Annotated in this window: 24 protein-coding genes; 14 read left to right on the top strand and 10 right to left on the bottom strand. The window is 43.2% G+C overall.

Annotated elements, in window-relative coordinates; genetic code table 11:
* Positions 1–23: 23 nt before the first annotated feature.
* From B3L97_RS09950 to B3L97_RS09940, 3 genes are all read right to left on the bottom strand, one after another.
* Positions 24–332: a hypothetical protein gene (locus tag B3L97_RS09950; RefSeq protein ID WP_286935037.1), complete on the bottom strand. Its 309-nt coding sequence runs from the start codon at positions 330–332 to the stop codon at positions 24–26.
* A gap of 451 nt (positions 333–783) precedes the next feature.
* On the bottom strand, positions 784–2748 hold the full coding sequence (locus B3L97_RS09945; protein ID WP_286935035.1) for an AAA family ATPase: 1965 nt from the start codon (positions 2746–2748) through the stop codon (positions 784–786).
* 126 nt (positions 2749–2874) lie between these two features.
* Positions 2875–4314, bottom strand: coding sequence for a hypothetical protein (locus tag B3L97_RS09940; RefSeq protein WP_286935033.1), 1440 nt, complete (start codon positions 4312–4314; stop codon positions 2875–2877).
* 298 nt (positions 4315–4612) lie between these two features.
* On the opposite strand from B3L97_RS09940, the gene B3L97_RS09935 reads away from it, so the two are divergent.
* Complete coding sequence (locus tag B3L97_RS09935) at positions 4613–6202, top strand: hypothetical protein (protein ID WP_286935032.1); 1590 nt, start codon at positions 4613–4615, stop codon at positions 6200–6202.
* Positions 6203–6285: 83 nt separating this feature from the next.
* Here the strand turns inward: B3L97_RS09935 and B3L97_RS09930 are convergent, their stop codons facing one another.
* The 4 genes from B3L97_RS09930 to B3L97_RS09915 form a co-directional block, all read right to left on the bottom strand.
* Positions 6286–6597 carry a hypothetical protein gene (locus B3L97_RS09930; RefSeq protein WP_286935031.1) on the bottom strand — a complete coding sequence of 104 codons (312 nt, stop codon included), beginning with the start codon at positions 6595–6597 and terminating at the stop codon, positions 6286–6288.
* A gap of 60 nt (positions 6598–6657) precedes the next feature.
* On the bottom strand, positions 6658–7269 hold the full coding sequence (locus B3L97_RS09925; protein ID WP_286935030.1) for a hypothetical protein: 612 nt from the start codon (positions 7267–7269) through the stop codon (positions 6658–6660).
* A 185-nt stretch (positions 7270–7454) separates the two neighbouring features.
* Positions 7455–8645, bottom strand: a complete 1191-nt coding sequence (locus B3L97_RS09920) for a class I SAM-dependent rRNA methyltransferase (protein WP_286935029.1) — start codon at positions 8643–8645, stop codon at positions 7455–7457.
* A gap of 92 nt (positions 8646–8737) precedes the next feature.
* On the bottom strand, positions 8738–9460 hold the full coding sequence (locus B3L97_RS09915) for a transglycosylase SLT domain-containing protein (RefSeq protein WP_286847841.1): 723 nt from the start codon (positions 9458–9460) through the stop codon (positions 8738–8740).
* Positions 9461–9807: 347 nt separating this feature from the next.
* Here B3L97_RS09915 and rsxC point away from each other — a divergent pair, with 347 nt between their 5' ends.
* The 9 genes from rsxC (at position 9808) to ftcD (ending at position 18635) form a co-directional block, all read left to right on the top strand.
* Complete coding sequence (rsxC, locus tag B3L97_RS09910) at positions 9808–11130, top strand: electron transport complex subunit RsxC (protein WP_286847843.1); 1323 nt, start codon at positions 9808–9810, stop codon at positions 11128–11130.
* A gap of 8 nt (positions 11131–11138) precedes the next feature.
* A complete protein-coding gene (locus B3L97_RS09905) occupies positions 11139–12074 on the top strand; it encodes an RnfABCDGE type electron transport complex subunit D (RefSeq protein ID WP_286847845.1) in 936 nt (311 codons plus the stop codon).
* Positions 12075–12644 (top strand): RnfABCDGE type electron transport complex subunit G, encoded by a 570-nt coding sequence (locus tag B3L97_RS09900; protein ID WP_024821156.1) that lies wholly within the window; start codon positions 12075–12077, stop codon positions 12642–12644.
* Complete coding sequence (rsxE, locus tag B3L97_RS09895; RefSeq protein ID WP_286847847.1) at positions 12644–13276, top strand: electron transport complex subunit RsxE; 633 nt, start codon at positions 12644–12646, stop codon at positions 13274–13276. Before B3L97_RS09900 ends, rsxE begins: the two co-directional genes overlap by 1 nt.
* A gap of 23 nt (positions 13277–13299) precedes the next feature.
* Positions 13300–13875, top strand: coding sequence for an electron transport complex protein RnfA (locus B3L97_RS09890; RefSeq protein ID WP_024821154.1), 576 nt, complete (start codon positions 13300–13302; stop codon positions 13873–13875).
* A 13-nt stretch (positions 13876–13888) separates the two neighbouring features.
* Positions 13889–14713 carry an RnfABCDGE type electron transport complex subunit B gene (locus B3L97_RS09885; RefSeq protein ID WP_286847848.1) on the top strand — a complete coding sequence of 275 codons (825 nt, stop codon included), beginning with the start codon at positions 13889–13891 and terminating at the stop codon, positions 14711–14713.
* A gap of 294 nt (positions 14714–15007) precedes the next feature.
* Positions 15008–16309, top strand: coding sequence for an amidohydrolase family protein (locus B3L97_RS09880; RefSeq protein WP_286847850.1), 1302 nt, complete (start codon positions 15008–15010; stop codon positions 16307–16309).
* Positions 16310–16409: 100 nt separating this feature from the next.
* Entirely contained in the window at positions 16410–17648 is a 1239-nt protein-coding gene (gene gltS / locus B3L97_RS09875) for a sodium/glutamate symporter (RefSeq protein WP_286847851.1), read from the top strand.
* Positions 17649–17738: 90 nt separating this feature from the next.
* The gene (gene ftcD / locus B3L97_RS09870; protein ID WP_286847852.1) at positions 17739–18635 is read left to right on the top strand and encodes a glutamate formimidoyltransferase; all 897 of its coding nucleotides are present in this window, start codon (positions 17739–17741) and stop codon (positions 18633–18635) included.
* Positions 18636–18749: 114 nt separating this feature from the next.
* Here ftcD and B3L97_RS09865 read toward each other — a convergent pair whose 3' ends face one another.
* Genes B3L97_RS09865 through B3L97_RS09855 form a run of 3 tightly spaced genes read right to left on the bottom strand, consistent with a single transcriptional unit; the run spans position 18750 to position 20702 of the window.
* On the bottom strand, positions 18750–19265 hold the full coding sequence (locus tag B3L97_RS09865; RefSeq protein WP_024821149.1) for a Gx transporter family protein: 516 nt from the start codon (positions 19263–19265) through the stop codon (positions 18750–18752).
* A 20-nt stretch (positions 19266–19285) separates the two neighbouring features.
* Entirely contained in the window at positions 19286–19675 is a 390-nt protein-coding gene (locus B3L97_RS09860; RefSeq protein ID WP_286935028.1) for a NusG domain II-containing protein, read from the bottom strand.
* The gene (locus B3L97_RS09855) at positions 19659–20702 is read right to left on the bottom strand and encodes an FAD:protein FMN transferase (protein ID WP_286935027.1); all 1044 of its coding nucleotides are present in this window, start codon (positions 20700–20702) and stop codon (positions 19659–19661) included. Before B3L97_RS09855 ends, B3L97_RS09860 begins: the two co-directional genes overlap by 17 nt.
* A gap of 165 nt (positions 20703–20867) precedes the next feature.
* On the opposite strand from B3L97_RS09855, the gene B3L97_RS09850 reads away from it, so the two are divergent.
* The 4 genes from B3L97_RS09850 (at position 20868) to B3L97_RS09835 (ending at position 25049) form a co-directional block, all read left to right on the top strand.
* Positions 20868–22178, top strand: coding sequence for an amidohydrolase (locus B3L97_RS09850; RefSeq protein ID WP_286935026.1), 1311 nt, complete (start codon positions 20868–20870; stop codon positions 22176–22178).
* Positions 22179–22193: 15 nt separating this feature from the next.
* Positions 22194–23009 (top strand): DUF3100 domain-containing protein, encoded by an 816-nt coding sequence (locus B3L97_RS09845; protein WP_286935025.1) that lies wholly within the window; start codon positions 22194–22196, stop codon positions 23007–23009.
* A gap of 3 nt (positions 23010–23012) precedes the next feature.
* Entirely contained in the window at positions 23013–23459 is a 447-nt protein-coding gene (locus tag B3L97_RS09840) for a hypothetical protein (protein WP_286935024.1), read from the top strand.
* Between the two features lie 216 nt (positions 23460–23675).
* Entirely contained in the window at positions 23676–25049 is a 1374-nt protein-coding gene (locus B3L97_RS09835) for an alanine/glycine:cation symporter family protein (RefSeq protein ID WP_286935022.1), read from the top strand.
* The last annotated feature ends 174 nt before the right edge of the window (positions 25050–25223 follow it).

The following is a 25223-nucleotide window of genomic DNA, read 5'->3' as shown; positions in this document are numbered from 1 at the left end:
AGAGTTATCATTTTCTTCTTCTTTTATTCTTTTTCTAAAGAAAAAATTCTAGCTATATCACTGGGATTCAGATTTAACAATACAGAGTAATCTGTGATTGTTAAAGGTTCCTGTAAAACATTTTTTAGAAGACGACAACGGGAGACTATTTCTTTTCCCGTTAGATTTGTCTCATATGGCCTCACAAATTTTTCCGCGATTTCTTTAAATTCTTCTTCAGAAATTGCCCCCAACAAATAAGAACAATACTGTTGAAGGTAATCATATGACTTTCTTTGATTTTTAAAACTGCTAACTATCGTTTCTAACTTTTCTTCGATCACATCATTCATTTCCAGAATGTTAAATCCCGTTTTGCAAGATAAGTTTTTTATCACTGCATCATAAAGAATCTGTTCTTCTTTTGTAAAATTACTCAGTTCTATTTTTTTATACCTAAGTTCCCCTTTTCAAAATTTATGGTGGAGACGGGGAGAATTGAACCCTCGTCGTTTTAATCCTTTATTGTTTTTTTGTTATCTCAAAAACAGTCTAAAGGCAAAAAAACAAGTTAGTTACAGAACCGTCTCCACCCTTATATTTCTTTTATGACACTTTTCTCAATCTAGAATATTATCGGTCCCCCGCACAAGGAAAATCCCATCAAACAAAAATGTCCTTTTTAGACCATAGTTTGAAAATTGTTTGATTTTTTTAAAAGGAATATCCGTAATAATCATAATCCCTTCGCTGGTTCGGTAACTCTGATACCCCAACCATGCCAGGTAGGGGTTGATATAAAACCTAATCGTTTTTAACGTTCATCACACGGTCTTGCTCAGCCCATAAGACCTTTTGCCCCAGATGCATTGTCTGAAAATTTTTCCCGGATATACGAATATTGGGATTCAGTAACGCTTGTAAATGAGCATTTAAAGCATAAATTCCCGCATCTCCCTTACGCATGGGAGCCATAACCTGTATATCACGTAGCGGGTCGAATCCTTGCTGATGCAAAATGCCGATAGCGGAATCAATTTCTGAAACAATCTGTGCGTCATTGTGGGAAAGACGAAGTGCAAATTCACTATCGGGTGTCATAGTCGAAGTATAATGTAACTTTTGTATAGGAGACGAGGTATATGGCTGCATGGTTCGTATGATATTCGCGTTTTCAATAATGCCGCCATGTTTTTGTCTGTGTACGGTGTCCAAAATGGCGCGGGGAATTTTTTGACTGGATAGCATGTGTTGAAGAACCGCGCCTGGTCCGACACTCGGCAACTGGTCAGCATCTCCGACGAATACAACATGCGTTCCTATCGGAATGGATTGAAGCAAGGATGAAAAAAGTTGTATATCAACCATGCTGCTTTCATCAACAAACACAACATCAGAGTTAATTTGTTCCTGTGGTGCGTACATGTCGTATGAATCAGGACGCAATTGAAGCAAACGGTGTATTGTTTGCGCATGTTGCGACATGTTTCGAGCCGCTTTTCCTGTGGGAGCACATTCTGTATATGTATGTCCACTATGCCGCAATATGTGTTTTATTGCGTTCAGCAAGGTCGTCTTTCCTGTCCCAGGACCACCAGTCAGAATGCACACGGGATTTTCCAAACATAAATAAACTGCTTTTTTTTGAGATTCGTCCAATGTAATATTGGCTTTACGGCTCCATTCTTCCAGTAGTATCTTTATTCGTTCTTTAGGAATAGTTACAAAAGTATGGTTACTTGTCATGAGAGAACATAGCTTTTCCGCGGACGCTGTTTCACATTTAAAAAACGTTGGCGTATATATGTACTGCTCATTTTCTGCTTCTTGCTCAATAAGAGATTTGCTTTGTATCATTGCGTCAAGTCCTCGGCTAAGGTCTTCTGCGCCAATTACCCATCTCATTTTATCTGCAAAATTAAAAGATGCTTCAATCAACATTGTTTTTGGAACGCAAACATGCCCCGCGTTCCACGTCAAAATGTTGGAAACGTGTGTAATGAGAGCTTCAACACGGCGTATATCATTTGCGGCCATACCGTGAGTCCTGGCAATTTTATCGGGAATGGAAAAGGGGAGGGATGAAATTATTTGTAATAAGACATAGGGGTTTTCCCGCAATATATCAGGCGCGTTCAACCCAAGTTTTTTTATAACTTTTCCAGCCATGGACGAAGTGAGGCGGCAATTATATAAAAAAAGCATGACGTCACGTTTCGCCTTATTGTGAATCCAGCCCGCGAGGAGGTACGCCGCAGTTTTCGGTCCAACCCCGGGGACATCCAGCAATGGTTGTAATACAGCTTTTCCGCTTTTCTTTTTTCCCCATTTCGCGACAGCATCTTGAAAGGTGTTGAGATTTTCCGTGTCAATTTCTTCAGAGAAAACAGCCAAGACGGAATTTTCCAAACTTCCCAAAACATTCAGAGTGTCTGCCCCATAATGACGGACAAGATTGGAAGCGACAAACGGACCAACATTTTGAGCAAAGCCGCCGGCTATAAATTGTTCGATAGCATGTTCTGTGACTGGAAGAGTCGGTAGCATGCTTCCCTGTGCTTTCCACTGCAATTCATTTTCCTTCATGTAGGGGTTATAGCGTGTCTGCTCTATGACCTCCCCCTCAACTATCTCCCCCGGGAGCAAATCAGGCAGAACACCGACAAGGGACTGTATTTTGCCTGTGGAAAGCTCCTTGACATCATACACTCCAAAAGAACTTTCCGAATCATAATATATTTGACGTTCCACCTGTGCTTGTAAATACATTCAGACAACTCCTCTGTTTGAAGCCTTTCCATAAAGTATATGTGGCGTTGCCTGAATGTGACGTACTCCCCACGGATACATCCGGAAGTGTAGCACTTGTAACAAAAATGCCACGCGGGCTTGTTTTTACAAAGCCTCATCATTATTGTGGTCGGATGGTTTTTCGTTATCCTCCCTTGTTTTCTCTGTCTCGTTAATATTGTCTGGGTTTGAGGTGTATGTTTCCATGGATAACATATGGTCAAGCATGTCCATATCGTGTTCCCATTCGTCCAGGGCATTCATGCTATCGGAGTCGTTGTCTGTCATCTCTTCTTCCACGGATTCTTCTTGTGGTGTATGCATATTGACAAGGAAACCACGACGTTTCCCCTGTTGTTTCTTAACACGGGTTTCTTTTTCAGATTCCTCTATAGGAGGTTCTGACAACGAAACAAAAATAGTTCCGTCACTTTTTATATTAAGGACTTCTTTTTTTTCAATGGCGAAAATGTGTTTTAATCGTTGCACCTCTTCGGATTGACACGTTTCAGCTGGTTGCAAAGTAAAAGGCTCCATAGTGGAACAGTATTGAAAAAGAGAGGTGTCAAAACTTCTAAGTCCCCAACCCTTTTCAGTGAGTTCAAAATAAGAATCTTCAGGAAGCTGGGCGGGGGTCTCAACAGGCAAGGAAGTTAAAAGGCCTCCTGGATTGCCCGTTGTTTCTTCGACCTTTTTTCTGAAAGAGGTCAGGGCATTAATGGAAAGCCGGGCGCCCCACGCCATTGTTCCATTGTAGACATGTTCTATTGCGGGGATTGGGCTTTGGGTTGTTATAAGCAGTTCCGTATCCCTTAAGGGGTGAGACACCATAAAATCACTTAATGACATAATAAAACTTTGCCCCCACGCGGACACATTATGGGCGCATATTGTAGCTCGACGCCCCCATATAAAAAGAGCGCATGACAAAAGTACCCTAAATGTCTGGGCGTTTATTGATGGAAGAAAAACCTTGATATGAGATGGTTTATGTGTAGAGAAAAGAGGAGCGCACTTTGTTGCGGTGTACGTATTTGTCAATCTCCCCGTATATGAATTGACAACGGCAAGTAATGACCCAGATGTACTCAGTGGGGCTCCAATGACAGTGTTGCGCAAAAAGATTTTTTCATCTGGCCCCAATAAATGCCACCATGAAGGATATGATAAATTTCCATCCCGATACTGCGTCTCAGTGGTTTGCATACGCGTCATGGCCATATCATCCACCATTCCCAAAATAGTGTCGGTTAAGGAGGGAAGGGGAGCGCGTCCGGAAGAGGCGTGCGTATGCGCATATTCCCATACCGCCACGCCTGCCATATATAGGTTTAAAAACAGGGTTCGGGCATTATATGTCCACATTGGGTCGTGGGCTACTTGAATATCTGTGTCGGGGACAACCGCTTCCGCAAATGTCCGTGCGCCATCATATACGTATTCTGCTCCTAAAAGAATGTCAAACGCGGGGTCAAACGGGCATGACGACAAATAAGATGGCGCGAACAACGCGTCCTGTCGAAATGACGGCAATGATTGCGTCATATCCTTCTCGTCCCAAAAAAACGACAGACAAAAAGGGGCATCCGCCGTAAAACTCTCGGCTATTGTTCTGGAGGCATATGTATTCCCCGAATAAAAATAAATGACATTCACCGCCTTTAGAGTACAAAAACGTCTTTGAATTATTTTAACAATGCTGAAATAGGCTCACTTGTTTTAGCATGACCTTTTGGTATATGATTGTTTTCAAGGCCTAGATGGATAACACGGATATACTAAAAGAGTTCATTCACAACTGTAAATCATATACATAAGGAAGTAAAGAGGATGGTGTTTACGCATGTTTAAAAAGATATTCCCAAAAATGTTTACAAAAACAAAAAAAAATAAAACACCCAAAGAGTTGACTATCGAACAATGCCTTGAAACGGAGAAAATGCCGGACGAGTATCCCATACAAGATATAGATAAAGAAATCCACGAGACGATTGACTCTATCCAAAGAATGTCTTTGGATAGTATCTGGTATTTTAGGCGAGCGGAGGAGGTGGCCGCTCGATTACAGCTTTCTCTTCCCGCATGCAAAAAAACCCTCGCGAAATTTTGTGGGAGAAGGGAACGGCCTCTTACCGCCGCTGAACTGCAAGAGGCTCGCAATAATAAGGATAAAATAGCGAAAACGATATCTAAAATGATATCTAATAGGTATAACAATATACATACAGAGTGGGACCTCGATTCCGCGTTATTCAAGGAAATGTGCCGTATAGAAGACGCTGAAAATCAAATTCTGCTAAGGTATGCGAAAAAACAGAGGGAAGTTTTATTACGGTATCGAGATGTTAAAGAAACCTTGCGGCTCATTGAGGAAGAACCTCTTACACAGCAGAACCGGCAAAAGATAAGAGACCTTATAACAAACTTAACACAAATAATAATGCAAGGTGACATTGCGGCCGGGTATATAAAAAGAACTGTTCCTAAAAATATGGAAGAAGAGGAAGAAAAACATTTTCTGCAATGCAAACAAAACACTGTAAATCGAATTGCTCGGCAAAAGATAGAGGATTATAAAGAAGGAAAACTGGACGCTTCATATGAAACTATGAGGCAGGCCCTTAATCTGCCCATGAGAGTCATAGACAAGGAGCACCCTGAAATATACAGAGAATGGTTAACTGAGGCTTTTAAAGAATATATTCAATATCTTGGGGAAAAAGAATATGAGAAAACACGGGTTCAAAAGGTGGAACGTTACCATGCGGTGGATATGTATCTTCGTTTACTCTCAAAAGAAGAAACAGAATACACTGAACAGGATAAAAAACAAATCCATGCGCTCATATGTGATATGCATTCGGAAATTATACCGAATGATATAAAAGGGGCATATGTACCGAGAGAAGTTCCTGAATGTCAAAAAGAAGAAGAAAAAAAACGTTTTCAGGAATATCGAAACAACCTCCTTGCGAAATTGATTTTAGAAGAAACTGAAAATATACGTAAAGAAGGACTTCACATAGATAACATAGTGAGAATCCTTAAAATCCCTTTCCGAGAAGAAGATATAAAAGAAAATAACGATGCGTGTGATATAGCTATGGAGTACGCATGGAGAATGGCATCAATACAAGAACATAAAGAAACGGCGGAAGCATACAAAGAGCATTTTATAAGAATAGACGAGCAGATTATAAAAGAAAAAATGAAAAACTTTTATCGCGAATATCTTAAACGTCAAGGGATAACGCAAGAACAAGACATTAAGAAAAAAATGGAAATTATGAGTAAAACTCTTGAGGAACTTCTTCTTAAATACCGTAAAGAGTGGGACGAAGAAGCGGAACCGGCACCCGAAAAATTTGGAAGTGAACCGTCGTTGGTTGAGGAGGTAATATATCCGCTGGGGTGGATAAACAGAATACACTGAACAGGATAGAAAACAAATCCATGCGCTCATATGTGATATGCATTCGGAAATTACACTGAATGATATAAAAGGTGATAAGTACCCTAAATGTTAAAAAAATCAAGTTTTTCTTTATACGTGTCAGACAATCCCTGAATAATAATTTCCCCATTCAGGGATTTTTTATAATCACAAAAATACTGTTGAGTTCCAGTAAAAACATGTTCCCCAATATATATGACCCCCGAGAAGTCAAGTATGGCCGTGTAGTTATGCGTCCAGCACCACAATACAAATTTAGCGATAAGAATTCCTATCGCTACCCCATCAAATTGAGTCCCAAGGATACCCAAAACAATTTTCTTGGCCATATTTTTCTGATGTGATTGATACGGTCCAATACGTGTTGAAACCACGTTTACGCACACCCCTTTTATATTCATGAATATAAAAAGAATAACTGAGAACATACCCTGCTAACAAGAAGTAAAAAAAGACCCTCCCAAAAAAGGATAGACAAACATAAAGAGTGGGGCAATTTTCATCATGCTGCCTCTCTCTTTTTTTAGAATGGCTGAAATGTAACTTGATGGTTTTTGTATTGATGCTGACCCTAGAAGTATTTTAAAAAGGGCGAATATTCGTGCCGCAACTTTTATCTTTTCCTGCTTCTGTGGAAACGGGAGTTTTATCCGTATTGTCTCTATTGCCTGGGGAAGTTGTTTCTTTAATTGCTTGGTTATTTTCCCGTATGGCAAAATGGGATTACATAAAGCAAGCGTAAATATATCAATATTATTTTGAATGATAGAAGAAGAAAAGATTTTATATCTATCTATCCTTCTATCAGGAGAGTAAAAATATGTTTTTGACAACCGGATATATGTGCCGCTTTTTTGAATTGGCGCATATATTTCAAACATGTTACTATGGCTCATTTTAGGACTTGCCTTGCACACGGAGAAATTGGATATTCCATTTTCTTCGCCGAATTGGTACAGGGACAAATGGGAAATTAAACTGTTGAGAACCTCTCCGTACTTGTACAGGGTTTCAATGAGTGCGCAATCGGTACGGGAAAATTTCATGTCCCGTCGCCTTCTGAGAGCATTGAGCGAAACCATGAGCGCTGTATGGTCAAGACACAATATGCCTTCCGATGTAGATGGGGCAGAGTTTCGTTTACGTAGGTCCAGTGAAATAGAAATTTCTCTGACTATTTCGGCACACAAAGGTGACGCAGAAACAATATTTTCCCAGCCCCGTTGATAGTTTACTTTTCTACTTCGAGAAGAAAACCTTTTAAATAGTGAGTCTCTGGAATTTCAAGAGAGACAGGGTGATCTTCTGGCTGTTGCCCTTCTCGTATTAACCGGACGCGTTGCTGTAAATCATGGGCCGCATCTTGGAGGACTTCGGCAAGCATGTCTCTGGAGAATGCGTGACTACAGCAAAGGTAGAGCAGTACGCCTGAAGGGCGCAAAAGCCGATAAGCTCGAAGGGCTAATTCCTTGTATCCTCGACGAGCTGATTCTATTTGTGCTTTTCCTGGAGAAAAAGGCGGTGGATCCATAATAATGACATCGAAGAGGCTATGTTCCTGTTCTATCTTTCGTAACTCGTCGAAAGCATTGTTATGTCGAAAATCTACTGCATCTGGAGAGAACTTATTAAGTGTCAAGTTTTCCTTATAAACTTGAAGGGCCTCCTCCGATTGTTCAACAGCCACTACTGAATGCGCTCCCCAGTGGAGTGCATGAAGGCCGAAATGGCCTTGGAAAGAAAAACAATCTAATACGTGAGCTCCACATGCAACTTCTCTAAAAAGAGAAGGAAAGGAACGCACATCAAGATAGAGCCCTGTCTTCTGACCAGCCAGAGGATAGACTCGCTCTGTAACATTTCCCAACATTATATCTACATTCCCACTCGAGGGCAGTTCTCCCCATAAAAGACGATTCTCTCTGGGAATGCCTTCCTGCTCTATATATCGCACGTCATTTTTAAGAACAACAGCCTGAAGGGGGATAAGGTCTAAAAGAGAGTCAAGAACAACCTCCCTATGACGATACCACCCTGCTGAAAGAAGTTGTATTGATGCTACGGGACCATAAATGTCCACAATGAGGCCTGGAAGCTCATCGGACTCGCTGTGTATAAGACGAAAAGCTTGTCTCTCAGCTATCCATCGCTTACGAAGGGCCAGGCTTTTTTCAAGTCGTGAAGTGAGAAGCGCTTTAAGGTTTGGTCGTTGAGGAGCAAAAGACAGCACCCTTACACAAAGGGCGCCAGGGCTCCAGAATCCCCAGGCTACAGTTTGAGATCGATTATTGAAAAGGGGTATCAAATCTCCTGGCTTCGATAGAGGAAGAGTGGAAAGATGACCTTTGAAAATCCAGGGGTGTCTACGGGTAATGCGGTCTGATCCTTTCCTATTTAAAACAGCCCCGCTTTCTTTAGTCATGGTGCGTTCACCTCTTTAAGTAAGTATAGCTATTTTATCACCGGGAGAGCGGGGAAAAAGCATCCCCGCCCTTCACCCGTTTGATGCTCAAACTAAAGGCGAGATTCTGGATTGTAACTTTGAAGTTTCGAGAGATTCCTTGAAACCCGCGCCCAGTAAACAGACGATGGGCCGCCATAATATCGGCCCAAGGCTTTTTCAGGAGAGCCATAAGCTCGAAGATATCTGGAAATAAGAAGACATCCTGCAGCGATCCCCTGCTCTGGAAGAAGAAGCTCGTCTTCTCCTCGTATCCCATTAGCGCGTAACAGGTTAGAGTGAATTTTCCACATAACCTGCATAACGCCAGCGGCACCGTAAGCGCTTCGCGCTAAGGGATTAAAGTGGCTTTCGGTGTTGGCTACAGCTACCACCAAATCCAATGGAGCCCCATATTTGGTGGAGTATCTCAAAAATGCAGCGGCTTCCCGTGCTGCTATTTCTCTCGAAATGGCCGGATTTTGTTTCTGAATGAAACGTGCGAGCATACCCATTGTTTCTAAATAATCTTGGGTGGTCTCGGAAAGAACCAGAAATGGTTTTACATGATTGGGCAAAGATTGGGAGAAATGGCTGGTCATAAATCGACCTATCTGGTAAAAAGAAGCAGTTGCAGGTTCATGAGTCCAATCTTTAAGTTGTATCTTCTCAGGTTGCATCGTTCCTTTCCTGCGTAAATGGAGGTGCAAATGGCGGTAACCAGTGGTAAATGCAACGAGCCCGGCCACGGAGAGCAGCAGAACAGCGAGGATTGTATGTGTAATTCCTTTCCTCATGCTGTGTCCCCTCCTTTCAAAGTACAGAAAAATTAAACGCCTTTCATAGAAGCTCTACGAAAGGCAATAAGAAATTATAACGATGAAGGGGATCTGCGCAACTTTTGTAGCTCTTAATTAATTTTAAGTTTTGTTTTGTAGGGTTTTTTCTCTTTGCGTGAATACTATAATTAAGTCAGAAAATATGGTAGAAAGAAGGAAAACGAATAAAGAAAAATAGTACAAAGAGTAAAGGTATAACGTATGTAGTATAATTTATACATATTTGGGCGAAGCTATCCTAGACATACATATGAATAGAATAGTTTATCATGAGAACATGACAATAGGAGGCTAGAAAGTTCAATATGAGACTTTTAACGTTTAGAGGAGGCGTTCATCCTCCCGATAACAAACATTGGACGGCAGATAAACAGATAGAAGATCTATTGCCTAAAGGTGATCTGGTGTTTCCTATGTCTCAACATATTGGGGCGCCGTGTATGCCAGCAGTGAAGAAAGGCGATTATGTGCATGTAGGGCAAAAAATAGGAGAGCCTCAGGGGGATTTTTCTGTTCCAGTGATTTCAAGCGTATCGGGAACAGTGAAAGACGTAACGTTTATGCCCACACCGTCGGGCACAGACATAATGTCTGTAGTGGTAGAGAACGACTATAGATATGAAGAGGAATCCCCTCTTTCTCCTCGAGAGTATAAGGGGCTTTCTCCTGATGAATTAAGAGCCATGATCCGAGACGCTGGAATTGTCGGAATGGGAGGTGCATGTTTCCCTGCCCATATAAAACTTTCCCCCCCTCCTCACTGTACTATTGATCGCATTATTATTAACGGGTCGGAGTGCGAGCCGTATCTTACCTCCGATTATCGATTAATGCTTGAACATAGTGGCGAAATAGCGGAAGGAGCGAAAATTCTTCTCCAGATTTTCCCTACCGCGGAGTTGATTTTAGCCATAGAAGATAATAAACCCACAGCTATTCAGAAAATGTCCGAGGCTTTTAAGGGAATCCCCAAGGTGTCGGTTGTAGCTTTGGAGACGAAATACCCTCAAGGCGGGGAAAAACAGCTTATTTGCGCCACAACCGGTCGTGAAGTTCCATCTGGTAAACTTCCTGCCGATGTAGGGTGTGTTGTGAGCAATATCTGTTCTGTGTACGAGATTCGCCATGCAGTAGTTATGGGGAGATCTACCTTAACGAGGATTGTAACTGTATCAGGAGATGCTGTTGCTACACCTAAAAACATACGGGTTCGGTTAGGCACATCTTTTAGAGAGCTTGTAGATGCAGCGGGTGGTTTTGTCAAAGATCCTGTAAAAGTACTGGCGGGGGGTCCTATGATGGGCCTTTCGGTGAACAGTCTTGACATTCCTGTTATTAAGGGAACATCGGGGATTGTGGCCCTTACTGAGAAAGCGATACAACTCTACGAAGAGTATCCCTGTATTCGTTGTGGCCGGTGTGTAGAGGCATGCCCTATGGGACTTCTTCCTTTTAAGCTCAACGCCTTGTCGTTGAGAAATGAGTATGACGCTTTTAAAGAAAATGGTGGAATGAACTGTATCGAATGCGGTTCCTGTTCTTTTATGTGCCCCTCTAAGCGCCATTTGGTGCAATCCTGTCGAGAGGCGAAAAGATCCGTCATCGCAGCGATGAGAAGAAAGGGGTAGCTTGTGTCATGGCAGAAAAAAAACTAATGGTCTCATCTTCGCCGCACTTGCGATCTTCTGACACTGTTCAGACCATTATGAGAGATGTTCTTATTGCTTTAGCGCCAGCAGTTGTGGCGGCATTTTATTTCTTTGGAGCAGATGCTTTATGGGTTATTGCCGTATCAGTGGCTTCCTGCGTTTTTTCAGAAGCCTTGTGGCAAAAACTTTTGGGGAGACCTCAGACTATTGGAGACCTGAGCGCCATAGTTACCGGCGTTTTGTTGGCCTTTAATCTGCCCTCCTCTGTTCCCCTTTGGTTGCCCGCAATAGGCGGTGTCTTTGCCATGATTGTGGTAAAGCATTTTTTCGGGGGCATTGGTCAGAATATAGTGAACCCTGCCCTAGCCGCAAGGGCTGTTCTCTTGGCGTCATGGCCCGTTGCTATGACCACATGGACAATCGACGGGGTTACCACTGCGACTCCCTTGGCTCTTCTCAAAGAAGGGAGCGTAAGTGCGTTGCCCCCTCTCTTTGATGTTTTTGTAGGGCACGTGGGAGGCTGTCTTGGTGAAACTTCAGTAGTGGCACTTCTCCTTGGAGGAGCATATCTTCTCTATCGTCACGTTATTAGTTGGCATGTTCCTGTTGTGTATATAGGTACCGTTTCGATTCTTACCTTGGTACTTGGACGGCAGGGTTTTATGTCAGGAAATCCTTTGTATGAGATGTGTTTAGGCGGGCTTATGCTTGGAGCTATTTTTATGGCTACGGACTATACCACTTCTCCCATGACGAAAAAAGGTCAAGTTATTTTTGCCTTGGGATGTGGCCTTCTTACTACTCTTATTCGTCTTTATGGCGGGTATGCCGAGGGAGTATCGTATTCTATCCTCATTATGAACCTCTTTGTTCCTCTTATAGATAGAATTACGATTCCCCGGATTTTTGGAGAGGTGAGATAGGTGAAAAAAATACTGAAACTCGGAACGATCCTTTTCGTTATTACAGCCATTGCTGGTATACTCCTTGGTTGGGTTCATGAAGTTACAAGGGAACCTATTGCCCGTCAACTTCAAAAAGAGAAAGTAGAAGCGATGAGAGCCACTCTTCCCATGGCGGAAGATTTCCGTCCTGTAGACATATCTTTTCCATCAGATAGTTTTATTCGCGAAGTCAACGGTGGCTACAAAGGGGAAGAATTAGTTGGATACGACATTAAAGTAACACCAAAGGGATATGGCGGCATTATAGAACTTATGGTAGGAATTAGTATGGATGGTCGCATTCAGGGAATTCGTATCCTATCCCATGGAGAAACTCCAGGGTTGGGGGCTGAATCTGTGAAGCCTGCTTTTTCCGGCCAGTTTGCGGGAAAACCGGCAGTTGAACTTTCTGTGGTGAAAGATACACCGGCGAGAGAAGAAGAAATTCAGGCCTTGACTGGTGCCACCATTACGTCCAAAGCAATAACTTCAGCAGTAAATCAGGCTGTAGCTCTCTTCCATGCGAGCCTGAAAGGAGGCGGAAAATAATGGGAGCTCTTTTCGAAAGACTTAAAAGTGGCATTGTTTCCAACAACCCTATTTTTGTTCAGGTTATTGGAATTTGTCCAACTCTCGCAGTCACATCCAGTGCTGAAAATGGCTTAGGAATGGGACTGGCTGCTACTGTGGTCCTCATGGGATCAAATTTGGTTATTTCTGCTTTGAAACGAATTATCCCAGATGAAATCCGAATCCCTGCGTTTATTATCATTATTGCCGCATTTGTGACGTTGATCCAGTTTTTCATGCAGGGCTTCCTTCCCTCCCTTAATAAAGCGTTGGGTATTTTTATTCCCTTGATTGTGGTCAACTGCATTATTCTTGGCCGTGCTGAAGCCTATGCCTCTAAAAATGGAGTCCTGTCCTCTCTTTTCGACGCTATTGGAATGGGGTTAGGTTTTACAGCAGCTCTTGTTATTCTGGGGTCTATTAGAGAGCTATTAGGGGTAGGAACTATTTTTGGCCTTCATGTTATGCCAGCAAGCTTCAAGCCAGCACTCGTTATTATTCTGGCTCCTGGCGGCTTCTTGGTGTTGGGTATTCTCATGGCGCTTATTAACCATGTCAATATAAAGAAGAAAAAGGCCAACGAACGAATCAGCCACTTTGCTGATGCCTAAGGCTGGAAGGATAGGAGAATAAAATGAGTTTTTTTGCTATTTTTATAGACGCTCTTCTTGTTCATAACATTCTATTGTCTCGATTCCTTGGAATTTGCTCGTTTCTTGGAGTCTCCAATAGCGTAAGTACTGCTGTGGGCATGGGATTGGCTGTCGTTTTTGTCATCACACTTTCTTCCATTATGACATGGATTGTGTATAATTTAATCCTTGTGCCTCTGAATATTACGTATCTTTCCACGTTAGCCTTTATTCTCGTGATTGCAGCATTGGTTCAGTTTGTAGAAATGGTCATTCGGAAAAAGTGGAGGGCGCTCTACTGGGCTTTGGGCATCTACCTTCCCTTGATTACGACAAACTGTGCTGTTCTTGGTGTGGCCGTAATTAATATGAACGAAGGCTATAGTTTAATGCAGTCGATAGTTCATGCTCTAGGCGCTTCTCTCGGCTACTTGCTTGCTATTGTTTTAATGGCAGGATTACGAGAGAGAATGGAGAATAATACGAACATGCCCGAAGCTTTGCGAGGGCTGCCCATTAGTCTTATTACGGCGGCTCTTATGTCCATCGCTTTTTTAGGGTTCAGCGGTTTGATTTAGGAGGGAACGTGGAATGTTGGATGCGATAGTTTATCCCGCCATAAGTCTTGGAGGATTAGGTCTCTTTTTTGGATTGTTGCTTGGTTTTGCAGCGAGAAAATTTGCAGTTCAAATTGACCCTAAAGTGGCTCAAATTCGAGATATTTTGCCAGGAGCCAATTGTGGTGGTTGTGGCTATGCTGGATGCGACGCATATGCGAGCGCTGTGGCTTCTGGCCAGACTTCTCCTGATCGTTGTAATGCTGGAGGTGCCGAAGTAGCTCGTAAAATTGCCGCTATTCTAGGGGTTGAAGTAGGCCCTTTCGTGCGACGCGTGGCTTTTGTGCGATGTGCTGGATCAAGGGAGAAAGCAAGGGAAATCTCTCTTTATGAGGGAGTGCTTGATTGCCGAAAGGCGACGATTGTTCCAGGTGGTGGTACGAAAGCCTGTAAAAATGGCTGCCTTGGTTTTGGAAGCTGCGTAAAGGCGTGCCCCTTTGATGCTATGTATATGGAGGATGGGGTCGCTAAGGTGGACGAAGACCGATGTACAGGATGTGGAGCCTGCGTGGCTGTTTGTCCAAGAAACGTGATTTCTCTCATCCCGGCGGCTTTGGCAGTGCGAGTTACTTGCAACTCTACCCAAAAAGGGGTAGGGGTGAAAAAAGTATGTGATGCAGGGTGTATTGGCTGTGGTCTCTGCTCTAAGGTCTGTCCCCCCCAGGCTATTACAATGAGAGATAATCTTCCTGTCATCGATCCCGATCTCTGTACAGGATGTACCTCATGCGCTATGAAGTGTCCGGTTGGGGCTATTTCTGTGCAGAACCTTGTAAAAGGTGAGGAGATGGCGGGATAGTTATTTAAGGGCAAAAATAAAAGATAAATATATAAAGAGGGCTGTCTTTTCAGACAGCCCTCTTTATATATAGTAAAATCTAATAACTGTTTATAAAAATTTGTTTTTCTATGCTTTAATATTAACTTCAGCTTCGATTGTAACTTCTACTTCTACTTCTACTTCTACTTCTACTTACCAACATTCCTTGACCCGTTCCTTGCGCGCAAATATAGTTCATTGTCGATCTTATTTTGAAAATAGCCTGTAGATAGATTTATTAGAGAAAGCGGACACCTCGGAGGTGAAAACATATTGGTTGGGAAAGAACTTGCTATAAAGGGAACTTTTGTCTTCGAAAATGGGGAAGAACTGAAGATCGCCATTATCGATAGAGACAAGGGCCTTTTTAAGGAATTCCTTGCGGCAGGAGAGTGGAATAATCTTGATTTTCCTTCTGAAGCCAAGGTTGATTATAGCTCTTTCAGAATAGCTCCTGGAGATTTTAATGCCCATTCTCATCCAGAGCAATCTATTTATGTGGAGATGGTAGATCCGACATGGGATTTAGCTACATGGTGTCGACATACTATCTATCGATACAGCGTCTCTCTGACCCCAAAACTCGTCTATCTAGCCTGCGCCAGAGCCTTTTCTCGCATGGTTTCTTATGGAATTACATCTGTGATGGTTTCTTTCTATTGCCACAATCGGCGAGGAAACGAGCTGGACAGAGAGGTACTTCGAGCGGCACGAGATGTAGGGATACGCCTTTACTTTGGGAGGATGCACTATGATGTAATTTCCCAAACAGCCTACCCGGAAAAGAGGGAATCTCAGCATTCTTATTTTGAAACTATAGATGGGGCAGAACGAAATTATAAAGCCCTTCAAAAAGAAGTTGAGGCATGGAACGATCCTCGTGTTATAGTGGCCCCTTCTCTCCATAGTTTCCATGCGAATACTTTGGACGCTATGATTCATGGCATTAATCTTGGGTATCAGGAAGGAAGAAAAGTGCAGCTTCACCTTTCTGAAGATGAGGGGGACGTGCGTTTAAGCGAAGAACAGTTTGGAGGCAGGCCTGTAGACGTGCTTTATCGCCTCTATCAGGAGGGAAAAGTGGCTTCTTTAAGCCATCTTATACTTTCTGACTGTATCTGGACAAGCGAAGAAGAAAAAGATCTCATAGCTCAAAGTGGTATGAACGTTGTTTTAAATCCGAGAATGAATGATAGGGTCAAAGCAGGCCGAGCAGATCTGAAAGCCTTTCTCCGCCGGGGGATTCCTGTTTATGTCGGTACCGACGGAGAGGCGAGTAACGATGACCTTTCAATAGAAAGAGAAATTGCCTATCTGAAAAAAATAAATCCGGCGGTTTCTTACGAAGAATCGAAAAAGCTTGGATATCTTCCTTTTGATTTTCATGATTTTAAAATTGGCGTTTTAGAACCTCAAGCCGCTGCGGATTTTAAGGTTCTTGATGGAGAAAAACTTGTGGACCTCTATATAGGGGGGGCAAGAATTGTCGAGGGAGGTGAACTGAGGACTATAGACGTGGAGAAAGACATTGAGAATCCGCTTAAATTGGAACGAGCCAATATTTTCAAATTGTAACTTTTGAAGCCTCATGTCAAAGGGGCTTTGCAATCTTGCAAAGTCTGAAGACAGTTGGAGAGAACAATGCGTAGTTCCATCAGATAAGGAGGGAATTTTTATGTCTTTTGAAGTGGCTAACAATATTTTTACTATAAACCTTGATGGAGTCTGGACTACAGCTCTTGCCGCTATTTTGCTTATGATTGGGTACGGCCTGCGACGACGAATCCGCTTCTTCGAGGTTTTTTGTATCCCTGCTCCCGTCATAGGAGGCGTCCTCATGTCTCTTATCGCATTAGTACTTCACCACCAGGGAGGCGGCGCTCTTAAGTTCAACACGGCCCTTCAATCACCTATGATGATCGCCTTTTTTACCACTGTCGGTATTGGAGGTAGTTTCGGTCTTCTTAAAAAGGGAGGGAAAGCGCTTATCGTCTACCTGGTTTTTTGTTGGGGACTGGCTGTTTTCCAGAATGCTTTTGGTGCGGGGCTTGCTAAAATGTTGGGAATCCATCCGGCTTTGGGCATTATGGCGGGAGCTGTTTCTCTGGAAGGAGGGCACGGTGCAGCAGCTGCTTTTGGTCCCATGGCGGAAGAATTAGGTGTGGCTGGTGCAAAAGTTGTGGCTATTGCCGCGGCAACCTACGGACTCATTGCGGGTGGTCTTTTGGGTGGCCCTCTTGCCAAATGGCTTATAGATCGTCATAACGTAGATATAAAAGCCAGTAAGGAAGAGATTTATATTCAGCCTACAGCTCAAGATATTGAAGAGGAAGAAAATCTTTTTTCAAGTTTCGACTTCTTGAAAATGCTAGCACTTGTCCTCGTAATGATGGCTTTAGGTAGCTTCCTATCAGGTAAAATTAAAGAATGGTATAATTTCAGCCTCCCCGGTTATGTAGGTGCCATGTTCGTTGCAGTGGTATTCCGTAACATAAACGATCATTTCCCTTTAGTAAAGATTCGAAGCAAAGCGATAGATCTTATATCTGACGTCTCTCTGGGACTCTTTTTGACCATGGCCATGATGAGCCTTCGCATTTGGGAACTTTACGATCTTGCCGTTCCTTTAATTATTATTCTTGCCTTACAGACTGTTGCCATTTTCCTCTTGGGGGCCTTCCTTCTTTTCCCCCTATTGGGCAAGGATTATGATGCTGCCGTTATGTGTGCAGGCTTTATGGGGCATGGCCTGGGTGCCACTCCTAATGCTGTTGCTAACATGGGCGCTGTTTGTGAGCGCTATAAAGTTATGTCTCACAAAGCGTTCCTCATTGTGCCTCTTTGCGGGGCAGTGCTCATTGACCTTGTAGGGTTGCCTAACATTGTCTGGTTTATCAACTATCTGACCAAATAGACTTATCTCATAGAGGATGTCGAAGGCCGGTACGGCAATTGAGGCGATGCCGGCCTTTCATTTATTCATCAAAAGAAGGGACGTGTGAATATGAGCAAAAAACTTGTAGAGTGTGTTCCTAACTTCAGCGAAGGCAGACGAGGAGATGTAGTGGAAGCCATTGTTGATGCCGCTCGTGGCGTTCCTGGAGTTAAGGTTCTTGATTACTCTTCAGATCCAGACCATAACAGAACAGTTCTTACGTTCGTAGGTGATCCCGAATCTGCTAAAAAAGCAGCTTTTGCTTGTTGTGCCAAGGCAGCGGGGCTCATCGATATGGAGAAACATCATGGAGAACATCCCCGCATTGGCGCTACAGATGTTATCCCCTTCATTCCAGTGGCTAACGTAACAATGGAAGAATGTGTGGAGCTCGCTCATTCTCTAGGGAAAGATATAGGAGAAAAGTTGAATATTCCTGTCTATTTTTACGAGGAAGCCGCAAAACGTCCTCAAATGAGATCCCTTCCTAAAGTGAGAGAAGGACAGTATGAAGGGCTTAAAGAGCTCATAAAGACACCAGAACGAGCGCCTGACGAAGGGCCTCAAACCATGCATCCTACGGCAGGTGCCACCGTTGTAGGGGCTCGCCCCTTCCTTATTGCTTTCAACATTAACCTTTCAACAAGTGATTTGGCCATAGCCAAGAGAATCGCCCAGACTATCAGGGAAGCAAAGGGAGGCTATAAATATTGTCGTGCTATGGGCGTTATGTTGGAAGAGCGTGGAATTGCCCAAGTTTCTATTAACATGACTAACTATGAGGGAACGCCTCTCCATAGGGTTTTTGAGACGGTGAAATCTGAGGCTGCTCGCTACGGGGTGAATATAGTAGGCAGCGAGATTATTGGCCTTACACCTATGCAGGCACTCCTCGATGTGGCCGATTTTTATCTTCGCCTTGAAGGTTTTAGTCGTAAACAGGTTCTTGAAGCCATATTGGAATAATAGAACAAGGGAATTGCTCTTTCGGGCAGGATTATTCTTTGCGGCAGTACCCACATATATTAGAACATAATATCAACTATAAGAAGGGCTGTCCAGTGTAAAGATGGCCCTTCTTTAAAGGCGCATTTGAGGCACCCTCTTAAGCCGTTCGCTCAAAAGAGAGGCAAGAAAGCCTGTAGAATAGCCTGTAATTGCCCCTGATAAAATTAACACAGGCAAATAGAATATGACATAAAAGTTTTGTATTAATGCGATAATAACAAGTAGCTGTCCTATATTATGGGTTACTGCTCCTGCGATACTAAGGTAGGGGAGCGTTATTGAATCTTTGAAGTGTCTATCAAGCTCAATCATAAGGAGGCAGCTCAATACCCCTCCTGTAAAACTGCACAGAAAGGCGATCATATTTCCACTGAAGAAAGCGGAAAGACCAATACGGAGGAGGGTGACGGTGAGAGCTTCTTTCCATCCGTAGAGTCGAAGAGCTACAAGAGTAATAATATTTGCCAGCCCCAGCTTAACGCCTGGAAAAATGAGAGGTATCTGGGCTTCTGCCACATGAATGGAAAGGGCGAGACCTACAAGCAAAGCCATTATAATCATAGCTTTCAGATGCTTCTTGCTGTACATGTATCGCAAAGCCCCCTTCCTTAATGAGAAATGGCATCAGGCCCTTTGTAGCGGCCCCTGTGTCCGATAATCTTGATACTTGTCTTATGGGGCAGACAAACAGCTGTCTCCCCAGGCTGGGATAACCATCCAGATCGAATACACTGCTTATGAGGACAGTTGGCGTCAAGAAAGCGAATTCGACCATGCTCTATCCTAATTACATTATATGTGTTTTCTCCACAGAGAGACCACTCTTCCGGGGCAGTAACATCATCAAGAACTACTTCCCTTACGATGTGCCCGTCTACCTCTATGACAGCCACTGTTTTTCCCGTCCCTTCACATTTTTTATATGTGAAACTCACGAGGAGACTTCCTGCTATAAGTATCACCAAGAGTGTCGTTATAAATTTATTTCCCTTCTTCATATATGTAACCCTTCCCCTTGATAAGACGAAATATCTTAGACATTCCTGATGTGGCATAAATTTTCTTCTCTTCCGTAACAACAAGGGCTTCAACGCCAGGGATGCGTTCTATAAAAGCGAGCCCCTCCTCTTTCCCTAAAATGTAGAGAGTTGTGGAGAGAGCATCTCCGTCAATTGATGTCTGAGATACAATAGTGGCACTCAGTAGCCCAGACTCGGCAGGGTAGCCGCTATGAGGATCAAATATATGATGATACCGTTTCCCCCCCACTTCAAAAAAACGTTCGTAATTGCCTGATGTTACTACGGAACAATTAGAAACTTTTACGATCCCCAAGGGTGTTCCTCGAGGTTCTAAGGGGTCTTGAATGCCAATGTTCCACAAGGTCCCGTCAGCTTTGGTTCCGTATGCGTATATATTCCCGCCCAGATCGATAAGAGCGCTTTTAATTCCCTTTCCCCTAAAAATTTGAGCCACTTCATCTGCAGCATATCCCTTTGCGATGCCGCCAAGATCCAGCATTTGTCCTTTCTGTAGAAGCATAATGGATTGCGTTTCTTTATTGATAACGGAATGAGCGTAATTTACCAATGGAAGCCTTTGGGTAATCTCTTTTTCCGTTGGTAGTTTCTCCTTGTTGGTTCCGATACCCCAAAGATCCACAATGGGGCCAATAGTAGGATCAAAATATCCCGAACTTTTCTGTGCATATTTTAAAGCTTGTTCCATTACGAAAAAAGTGTCATTATGGACAACTACAGGTTCTATTCCTGCCTTTTGATTTACGAAAGCAATATCGGAGGAAGAAGAATGGAGAGACATATGATCTTCGATTTTAGCAATTCGTTGAAGAGCCATTTCGAGAGCTTGAGGGGCGTTCTCGCCTTGCGCTTGAATTCGTATAAGGGTCCCTAAGGCGTAACTTTCTCTGGAACTATAGGGGTTTTTTTTAGAATATCCTTTCCAGAAGAAGAGAAGTAGCAGTAAAAATACTATGCCACTTATGCAAAAGAAAAACTTTTTCAAAAGAACATTCACCAACTTCCATGAAATGAAAAATGAACATGCATAATTGTACAAGGATAACTAATATATTGCTACAAAAAAAGTTATTGGATGGATTCTAGGGTAAAACAAGATATAATGTCAGTACAATACAAATTATCCACTTCAGCAAGGGGTGTTAAAAATATGAGTGTGCAAGATCTTAAAAATCGGGTATGTCAGTGTATTGATGAGAGGAAAGAGGATCTCCTCTCTCTTGTTAAAGAGATTGGTGGCCATGCAGAACTGGGTTTTAAAGAAGTCCGTACATCTTCCAGTGTAGCAGCGTTTCTGAAAGAGCTTGGACTTCCCGTGGAAACGGGGTTGGCAATAACCGGAGTGAAAGCACGCTTGAAAGGGAAGGAATCAGGTCCTACAGTGGCGATTCTTGGCGAACTCGATGGGGTTATTAGCCCAGATCATCCTCAAGCAGTGAAAGAGACGAGAGCGGCGCATGCCTGCGGCCATAATCTGCAAATAGGAACCATGCTTGGCGCTGCTATGGGACTAACATGTGCTGGTGCGGGAAAAGAGCTGGATGGTTCTGTCTGTTTTATGGGAGTTCCTGCAGAGGAGTTCATTGAAATTGAAGAACGGATGGAACGCCGTAAAAAAGGCGAAATTCATTTCCTTGGCGGTAAGCAGGAATTAGTTTATCAGGGAGCTTTTGATGATATAGATATGGCCATGATGGCTCACGCCGGAACGAATATGCCTCATCCAACCTTTCTTATTGGCGAGACTGGAAATGGATTTATTGCGAAAACTATCCGCTATATCGGCAAAGCTACCCATGCTGCCGCTGCCCCTCACGAGGGAATTAATGCGCTTAATGCAGCGGTGCTTGGTATTAACGCCGTCCACGCTACGAGAGAAACTTTTCGAGATGATGATCATATTCGAGTCCATTTTATTATCACTAAAGGGGGCGATACTGTAAATTCAGTGCCTGCTGATGTCCGTCTTGAAGCTTACGTACGAGGAAGATCCATGGATGCGATCAATGGCACCCATACGAAGTTTGATCGAGCTTTTCGCTCTGGAGGCGATGCAGTAGGAGCCAAGACCGAAATTGTTACGATCCCGGGATACCTCCCTCTCGCATGCTCAAAAACCATGAACGACATATTTGCCAAAAATGCAGCGAAATTCGTGCCTCAAGAAAACATTGTGGTAGCTCCTCATTTTGACGGATCCACAGATATGGGAGATCTCTGCCATATTATGCCTGCTATTCATCCTTATTTTGGAGGAGTTATTGGAGCCCTTCATTCAGGAGATTTTAGAGTTGTGGATTATGAAGCGGCAGTGCTTCTTCCAGCGAAAGTTATGGCGACAACTGTTATTGACCTACTTTACAACGGAGCAGGAAAAGGACGGGAATTGCTTAAAACTCACCGTCCTCTCATGACACGGGAAGAATATCTTCAAACTCTGGAGCGTTACTTCAATATATGAAAGGAGTGGTAGAACGTGTGGGATGCGATCCGCAACTGGAAAATTCACGCTTTAGTTCTTGCCCTAGTGGTAATGGCAGAATGGATCGGAATTCACTCTTTTAAGGTAGGTATTGGTACCATTGTCCTTCTCCCGATGCTTTATGCTCTTATGGCGGGGGCTCTATTGGGGCCAAAGTTTTTGAAATTGGCGAATCAGAAAGATATGGTAGATGCAGGAAGCCTTATCGGTGTAACCCTTATGCTTCTTATGGCGCGATATGGCACCCTCGTGGGGCCTAATCTGCCCATGATTCTCAAAACAAGCCCTGCTCTTATTTTGCAGGAGTTTGGCAACCTGGGGACCGTTTTAGTAGGAGTTCCTGTGGCTGTCTTGCTCGGATTGAAGCGAGAAACAATTGGGGCAGCTCACTCTGTATCTCGAGAGCCTAATGTGGCTTTAATAGGAGATATTTACGGGCTTGATACACCTGAAGGGCAAGGGGTAATGGGAGTTTATATTTGCGGAACAGTCTTCGGTACAATTTTTTATGGCCTTATGGCTACTGTTACAGCGGCTCTCAATATATTCCATCCATTGGCTTTAGGTATGGCTTCAGGTGTTGGAAGTGCTAGCATGATGACGGCTTCTGTAGGCTCTCTCAGCGCTATGTACCCCGAAATTGCCGATAAAATTCAGGCTCTTGGTGCGGCGAGCAACATGCTTTCAGGCCTTGATGGTATTTATATGTCTCTATGGATGGCCCTACCCCTCTCCGAATGGCTCTACAAAAAAACGTACAAAATAAAATACGGAGAGTTTCCGGAAGAGCCTCAATACAAGGGGGTGTAATTCATGAAGTCTGTTGAAGTTTTTATGGTTCTTATTATTGTTGCCGTTATGACCCTTATAGGAAACTTCGTGGGGGCAAATACACCTCTTTTGAGTGCTGTCCCAGGAATGTTGGCTTTAGTGGCCATTTGTATGGCTGGAGTGCTATGTGCAAAATTTATTCCAGTCCGCATTCCTTCAGTGGCTTATATTGTTACCATCGGCTGTATCTTGACATACCCAGGGTTTCCAGGATCCGCTCTTCTTTCTGCCTGGGTTCAGAAAGTTAATTTCTTGGCCCTTACAACACCGATTCTGGCATATGCTGGTATTTCGCTTGGCAAAGACCTGGGAATGTTGAAAAAAACGGGCTGGAGAATCATTGTGGTTTCATTTGTTGTTTTTATTGGAACATACGTAGGTTCTGCCGTTATAGCTCAAGCTGTCCTGAAACTGATAGGGGAAATCTAACCGTTACGCTAAGAAAACAGTACCGCTCCAGATGCAATGTGAAGGGGACACCTTAAGGTGTCCCCTTTTTTGTTGTGTATATAATTGTCTATAAATAAACATATTTTTATATTTAAACTTCTTTTTATATCGTTGACTTTGTTCATCTCATAACATAATCTAACAAAGAAAGGGGGCTTTTTTGTTTTTATATTACAAGACCAAGGGGGTTTTTTTATGGAGCTCATTGATATTGTTCAAGGTATTAATGGTATTCTGTGGAGTTACGTCCTTATTTTCCTCCTTTGCGGTACTGGAATTTATTTTACGTTTCGACTGAAGTTTGTGCAGTTACGGAAGTTTGGAGATGCTTGTCGCCATGCCTTTGGTGGAATAACTCTCTTTGGAGAGAAAGCCGGAAAGGAAGGGATGTCTTCTTTCCAGTCTCTGGCCACGGCAATTGCAGCTCAAGTTGGAACAGGTAACCTCGCAGGAGCTGCTACGGCTATAGCATCTGGTGGACCTGGCGCCATTTTCTGGATGTGGATCAGCGCTTTCTTTGGCATGAGCACGATTTTTGCAGAGGCTGTCCTTGCCCAGATATATAAAGAACGAGACGTGGACGGACAGGTTGTAGGTGGGCCAGCCTATTACATCAGTAAGGGATTTGGAAGCAAGGGACTTGCCGCATTTTTCTCTATCGCTATTATCATTGCCCTCGGTTTTATCGGCAATATGGTACAGTCCAACTCTATTAGCGATGCGTTCCAGACGGCATTCAATATGCCCAGTCTTTATGTAGGCATTGGTTTGGCTCTTCTTGCAGGCCTTATTTTCTTCGGCGGCATTAGCCGAATCGCATCTTTTACAGAAAAAGTAGTGCCTCTCATGGCTCTCCTTTATATTATTGGCGGAGTCATTGTCCTTGTTATGAATATCGAGATGCTCATCCCTGCCTTCAAGATGATCTTTGTTGGGGCCTTTAATCCAAGAGCCGCTACAGGTGGGCTTATTGGAGCTACAGTTAAAGAAGCCATGCGTTATGGCGTAGCCCGAGGCCTTTTCTCTAATGAGGCTGGTATGGGATCTACTCCTCACGCTCACGCTGTAGCCAAGGTTGATCACCCAGCAGAACAGGGTCTGATGGCCATCATTGGCGTTTTTATCGATACATTTATCGTTTTGAACATTACCGCTTTCGTTATTCTTGTAACAGGAACTCTTGATGGTCAGACAACAGGCATTGCACTTACTCAAAATGCCTTTACTAATGCTTTTGGCGGTTTTGGCAACACTTTTGTAGCTATTTGCCTTTTCTTCTTTGCCTTCTCCACTGTTATTGGATGGTACTTCTTTGGTGAGGCTAATATCCGCTACCTCTTTGGGTTAAAGGGCCTTACCCCCTATCGAATTCTGGTCATGATTTTTATCGTACTCGGCTCTACCTTGAAAGTGAATCTTGTGTGGGAATTGGCAGATACCTTCAATGGTTTGATGGTTATCCCCAACCTTATTGCTGTTCTCGGTTTGGCGAAGGTTGTTTCGAAGGCCCTCAATGAGTATGAATACGATAAACAGGGATATTTGAAACCGAAAGAATCTGAAGCATAACGTTAATATCATTCGTATAACACCAAACACCACGGGCGCACCAAAACGGGCCGCTTTTTTAAGGCGGCCCGTTCCCCTTTTTCTCTTATCCTTAGAAGCTAAAATAATAGATATTATTTGTCTTTTACGTTTACGTGAAGACATTTATGCATAGAGGGAGAAATGAAACCAAAA

This window comes from Aminobacterium sp. UBA4834 (assembly GCF_002400205.1).
GTDB classification, from domain to species: domain Bacteria; phylum Synergistota; class Synergistia; order Synergistales; family Aminobacteriaceae; genus Aminobacterium; species Aminobacterium mobile.
Note: the sequence above shows the minus strand (reverse complement) of the source record. Positions and strands in the feature narration are given on the sequence as shown.

Coding starts and splice junctions, on each gene's coding strand:
- B3L97_RS09950 (WP_286935037.1), bottom strand. CDS start 332: ATGAATGATGTGATCGAAGAAAAGTTAGAAACGATAGTTAGCAGTTTT.
- B3L97_RS09945 (WP_286935035.1), bottom strand. CDS start 2,748: ATGTATTTACAAGCACAGGTGGAACGTCAAATATATTATGATTCGGAA.
- B3L97_RS09940 (WP_286935033.1), bottom strand. CDS start 4,314: ATGACGCAATCATTGCCGTCATTTCGACAGGACGCGTTGTTCGCGCCA.
- B3L97_RS09935 (WP_286935032.1), top strand. CDS start 4,613: ATGTTTAAAAAGATATTCCCAAAAATGTTTACAAAAACAAAAAAAAAT.
- B3L97_RS09925 (WP_286935030.1), bottom strand. CDS start 7,269: ATGAAATTTTCCCGTACCGATTGCGCACTCATTGAAACCCTGTACAAG.
- B3L97_RS09920 (WP_286935029.1), bottom strand. CDS start 8,645: ATGACTAAAGAAAGCGGGGCTGTTTTAAATAGGAAAGGATCAGACCGC.
- B3L97_RS09915 (WP_286847841.1), bottom strand. CDS start 9,460: ATGAGGAAAGGAATTACACATACAATCCTCGCTGTTCTGCTGCTCTCC.
- rsxC (WP_286847843.1), top strand. CDS start 9,808: ATGAGACTTTTAACGTTTAGAGGAGGCGTTCATCCTCCCGATAACAAA.
- B3L97_RS09905 (WP_286847845.1), top strand. CDS start 11,139: ATGGCAGAAAAAAAACTAATGGTCTCATCTTCGCCGCACTTGCGATCT.
- rsxE (WP_286847847.1), top strand. CDS start 12,644: ATGGGAGCTCTTTTCGAAAGACTTAAAAGTGGCATTGTTTCCAACAAC.
- B3L97_RS09890 (WP_024821154.1), top strand. CDS start 13,300: ATGAGTTTTTTTGCTATTTTTATAGACGCTCTTCTTGTTCATAACATT.
- B3L97_RS09885 (WP_286847848.1), top strand. CDS start 13,889: ATGTTGGATGCGATAGTTTATCCCGCCATAAGTCTTGGAGGATTAGGT.
- gltS (WP_286847851.1), top strand. CDS start 16,410: ATGTCTTTTGAAGTGGCTAACAATATTTTTACTATAAACCTTGATGGA.
- ftcD (WP_286847852.1), top strand. CDS start 17,739: ATGAGCAAAAAACTTGTAGAGTGTGTTCCTAACTTCAGCGAAGGCAGA.
- B3L97_RS09865 (WP_024821149.1), bottom strand. CDS start 19,265: ATGTACAGCAAGAAGCATCTGAAAGCTATGATTATAATGGCTTTGCTT.
- B3L97_RS09860 (WP_286935028.1), bottom strand. CDS start 19,675: ATGAAGAAGGGAAATAAATTTATAACGACACTCTTGGTGATACTTATA.
- B3L97_RS09850 (WP_286935026.1), top strand. CDS start 20,868: ATGAGTGTGCAAGATCTTAAAAATCGGGTATGTCAGTGTATTGATGAG.
- B3L97_RS09840 (WP_286935024.1), top strand. CDS start 23,013: ATGAAGTCTGTTGAAGTTTTTATGGTTCTTATTATTGTTGCCGTTATG.
- B3L97_RS09835 (WP_286935022.1), top strand. CDS start 23,676: ATGGAGCTCATTGATATTGTTCAAGGTATTAATGGTATTCTGTGGAGT.